This is a genomic window from Thomasclavelia sp., assembly GCF_017889095.1.
Lineage (GTDB): Bacteria > Bacillota_I > Bacilli_A > Erysipelotrichales > Coprobacillaceae > Thomasclavelia.
Map to the genome: position 1 here is coordinate 1 of NZ_JAGHEW010000230.1, position 2,886 is coordinate 2,886.

General features: G+C 32.2%; 4 protein-coding genes. 1 reads left to right on the forward strand and 3 read right to left on the reverse strand.

The features are described 5' to 3' along the window. From J7M77_RS09965 to J7M77_RS09975, 3 genes are all read right to left on the reverse strand, one after another. On the reverse strand, positions 1-706 hold a 706-nt coding region (locus J7M77_RS09965; RefSeq protein ID WP_296878055.1), incomplete at its 3' end, for an aldo/keto reductase. A 45-nt stretch (positions 707-751) separates the two neighbouring features. Further along, positions 752-1,927, reverse strand: coding sequence for an iron-containing alcohol dehydrogenase (locus J7M77_RS09970; RefSeq protein WP_296878057.1), 1,176 nt, complete (start codon positions 1,925-1,927; stop codon positions 752-754). Positions 1,928-1,929: 2 nt separating this feature from the next. Beyond that, a complete protein-coding gene (locus J7M77_RS09975) occupies positions 1,930-2,157 on the reverse strand; it encodes a hypothetical protein (RefSeq protein WP_296878059.1) in 228 nt (75 codons plus the stop codon). 119 nt (positions 2,158-2,276) lie between these two features. Here J7M77_RS09975 and J7M77_RS09980 point away from each other — a divergent pair. Next, the coding region (locus J7M77_RS09980) for a LysR family transcriptional regulator (RefSeq protein WP_296878061.1) at positions 2,277-2,886 on the forward strand (610 nt) is incomplete at its 3' end.

Sequence of the window (2,886 nt, forward strand, 5' to 3'; positions counted from 1 at the left end):
CACTAGTATACCCGCGACCACCAAAAGGATACCAGCCTTCAACAACGATTCCTAATTCTTGAATATAGGGAATTACATCGTTTTCTTGATAATACGGATGGATTTCATTTTGAACTAAAGCTGGTGTAATATTTACTTGCGGTAAAAATTCTTCTAACTCTTCTATATACCAGTTAGACAAACCAATTGAGTGAATTTTTCCTTCGCTAACTGCTTTTTCCATGGCCAGATAAGCTTTAACATCATTATCACCAGGATGATGCAATAACATCAAATCGATATAATCAACGTCTAACTTTTCTAAAGCTAAATCAATTGCTGCTTCAGGATTGGCATATTGATTTGGATATAGTTTAGTGGTAATGAAAATATCTTCTCTGGCAACTTTACTATCTTTAATTGCGCGACCAATATCTTCTTCATTATGATACATATAAGCAGTATCGATTAACCGAACACCAGAATCTAAAGCACTAATAATCGAGTTATAACAAACCTCATCGGTTAAACTATATGTTCCAATCCCATTAATGGGCATTAAATTGCCATCATTTAAAGTAACCGTCTTATTATCAAGATCAAATACATAATCATTCAAATTATTTTCAGCCATCTTTACATCATTTCCTTTACTATTTTGATTTTGCCATAATGCTAAAATTACTGTTCCAATACAAATTACGATAATTAAATATCTTAGTTTCATCTTTTCTCCTTAAAAAGCTTACTGATAAATACAGTAAGCTTAATTTTATCGATATGATTTTTCAAAAATATTAGCACATTCCTGATCGCTCATTGGACAAGGATTTGCTAAAAATAAACCACCCATTGTAACTCTGGCATTAATTGCAAGAGTCATACATTCATCTCTACTAATACCATAATCACTCATTTTTAAATCAGCTACACCACAAGCTTTTTGTAAATTATCTAACGCAATAATAAAATCCTCCGGTTTACTAGCATCTTTAATTCCCATTGCTTTAGCCATTTTAATAAACTGATCATCACAAGCATGTTTTTCAATAAAGAATCTGGCAAACTCTTTGGAAATCATGACCAAACCGGCACCATGAGGTAAATTAGGATGATAAGCACTCATTGCATGTTCCATTGAATGTTGCGCTGTAGTACTAGTTAACTGCATCGTCATTCCGGCAATTGTACTGCCATAAGCAACATGTTCACGGGCTTCAATATCTTGTCCATCTTTAACTGCTCGTGGTAAATATACAGCGATATTTTCAATTGCTGATAAAGCTAACGTTTCACTTAAAATATTAACTCCATTACTCATCATTACTTCAGTATTATGGAACAGGGCATCAAAACCTTGATAAGCTGTATATTTAGGTGGAACCGTAGTAATCAGCTCGGGATCAACAATTGATAAAACCGGTACTAAACTAGGATCTCCAAAACCAATTTTTTCATTTGTTTCTAAATTAGAAATAACGCCCCAGCAATTAATTTCAGAACCAGTTCCTGATGTAGTGGCAATTGTAACGATTGGTAAACCGGCATTTACTAACGGCTGTCCTTTACCAGTACCACCATTTACATAATCCCATAAATCACCAGGGTTGGTAGCCATTGCACTAATCGCTACTGATGCATCTAAAACTGCTCCACCACCTAGAGCAACAATAAAATCACAGTTATTTTCTCTAGCAAACATTGCCCCTTCATGAATAACTTCTTTAACGGGATTTTCCATGATCTTATCAAATAAAGCATATTCCACTCCAGCCTGTTTTAATTGTTCGATTGTACGATCTAAATAACCATATTTTTTAGTTGATTTTCCATTAGAAATCATCAGCATTGCTTTTTTACCAGGCATTTTTTGTTTACCTAATGTATTTAAACTGCCACTTCCAAAAATTAAATTAGTTGGGTTATTAAAATTAAAATTCATGTTCATATTTAAATTCCTCCTTTTTCTACCATAAAAATCAAATAATCAAGGCAATCAATTTCTTTTTGACAACCATGTAACTTGTCTAATAAATCTTGACGATGCCGTTTTAAAACTCTTAATAATTGCTTATCATTATTCTGTTTTAAATAACTAACACACTTATTAATTGTTTCATTAACACATCCAGCATCATTTAAATTTTGAATAAAATCTTTTTGTGTAAATTCCGCCATGCTTTTCATCTCCACCTATATTATATAAACTCAATATAGTTATGTAAAATATTTAGTTTCTATATCTAATTATTCTATTTAAGAATATCTTGTGTTATCATATTAATGAGGTGATGATAATGGAAATACGAGTTTTAAGATATTTTTTAGAAGTTGCCAGGGAACAAAACATTACTAGAGCTGCGATGCGGATGCATATTTCCCAGCCAACTTTATCCAAACAATTAAAAGATTTAGAACAAGAATTGGGAAAAAAATTATTCACGCGAACCAATTACAGTATCAAATTAACTGAAGAAGGGATGTTACTTCGCAAGCGTGCTGAAGATATATTAGATATGGTTGATAAAACAACTGCGGAATTTAAAGCTTTAGATGAAGTTAATGGTGGTGATATTTATATTGGCTGCGCTGAATCAAAAGATATTAATTGCTTTTTTGCTGTTTTAAAAAAATTTCAGGAATATTATCCTCGTGTTAGATTTCATCTTTATAGTAGTGCCAGTGACGCTATTGACGAACGTTTAGATAAAGGATTATTAGACTTTGCCATCATTGTTCAAGAAGTAGATTTAGCGAAATACCAATTTTTAAAATTACCCGCTAAAAATACTTGGGGCTTATTAATGAAAAAAGATGCCCCGTTAGCCAAAAAAGAAACAATACATTTAGAAGATTTAATTGATGTGCCATTAATATGTTCACGCCAATCATTAAAAGAAGATCTCC